A 1,553-nucleotide genomic window follows, 5' to 3' on the forward strand; every position below is an offset into this window, starting at 1 on the left:
CTTCTCATCGGATAGCGAACGTGCGCGCAAGCTTGCCGCGCGGATGCGGGCAGGGCGCATTTTCTATAACGGTGCGGCATCCAACTACGTGGCCCCAATGGGAGGTTATCGCCAGTCTGGCAACGGTCGAGAAATGGGGGTGTTTGGCTTGGAAGAGTATTTGGAAACGAAGGCACTCCTGGGCTTCATGCCCTGAAACCAGAAGCAATCCGATTCAAGGTGGTGATCTCCTTTGCGCAAGAAGTCGGTCCTTTCCTGACCGGTCTTGCGCGCCCTTTTTCACCACGTGGCTTCGCCTTGATGACACCGGATTTGACTGCATACCGGTAGGTCCGTACTTCTGCCTCTACCTTTAGGGGATCCTTTTATCGATCTCTATATATCGGAACTGGTTCCGAAGAATAGATCGGCATGGAGTCCACGTTTGCGATGTGAGTGCCCCCAAAACGCCCCGAAAAGATGGGCGAGGATCGACCTGCTAACCAGCTGCGGACGCATCCCTTTGAAATGTAGGAGACAGAAGTGACGAACATAATTTTGCGACAACTGCTTCTCGCAGGAATCTGCTTGTCGGCCTTCGGGGCGGCAGCAGACTCAGGTGGCGTACCAACACGCATTATCGTTGCATCGGCGCCGGGCGGAAACATCGACGTCCTTGCTCGCATCCTGGCTGAGAAGCTCAGCTCTGCACAAAAGCGTCCGTATATCGTGGAGAACCGGCCGGGAGCTGGCGGAAACATTGCGACTGCTCAGGTGGCCCATGCCAAGCCAGACGGACGCACGCTACTCGTCGTCTCCACTAGCCACACCAGCAACGTTCACGTCTACCAGAAAGTGGGCTACGACCCCATCAAGGACTTCACGCCTGTCGCCAAGTTGGCAGAGTCGGCATTCGTGATCGCGGTCCCGTCAGATTCCAGTATCAATAGCCTCGCAGATCTGGAGAAAACGGCGAAGGCCCATCCTGGATCGCTCAACTATGGCTCATCCGGCATCGGCCAGGGGAACCATCTAGGTATGGAGATGCTGAATAACCGGCTGGGTATCAAGATGACCCACGTCCCATTCATTTCAGCAAACGCCCTCGTAACAGCCTTGATGGGCAAGCAGGTGGATGTCGCCATGCTCACCCTACCAGGGGCGTTCATGGGCGTGAAGGCAGGAAAGATCCGCCTTTTGGCTGTAACAAGCCAGAAGCGTGTTGAGCAGCTCTCGAATATTCCGACTATCGACGAGAAGGTTGGTGGCGACTTTGTCATGACGAGTTGGCAGGGGCTCGTTGCGCCGGCGGGGCTACCGGTGAAAGAGGCCGCAGACCTGAGTCAGCAAGTCGCGAGCGTGATGGCGCAGCCTGAAGTCACCGGCGCGCTCGACAAGATCTCCCTCACGCCCCAAGTCAGTACCCCCGACGCGTTCAAACAGTTCCTTGTCAAGGAGACCAATCGCTGGGGTGASGTSGCCAARCAAAGCAACATCAAGATGGAWTGAWGATGAMGAACGCAAGCCTTTCTCGCAGATACGGCGAGTTCATCTCGCAGACGCGGTACGACCAA

At 56.4% G+C, this 1,553-nt stretch carries 2 protein-coding genes; both read left to right on the forward strand.

Annotated elements, in window-relative coordinates; genetic code table 11:
* A partial coding sequence (locus AC1DPR_RS31870) for an aldehyde dehydrogenase family protein (protein WP_477818011.1) occupies nucleotides 1-196 on the forward strand: 196 nt, incomplete at its 5' end.
* 326 nt (nucleotides 197-522) lie between these two features.
* Nucleotides 523-1,488 (forward strand): Bug family tripartite tricarboxylate transporter substrate binding protein, encoded by a 966-nt coding sequence (locus AC1DPR_RS31875; RefSeq protein WP_477818012.1) that lies wholly within the window; start codon nucleotides 523-525, stop codon nucleotides 1,486-1,488.
* The last annotated feature ends 65 nt before the right edge of the window (nucleotides 1,489-1,553 follow it).

This window comes from Rhizobium sp. 01T417, from assembly GCF_056398905.1.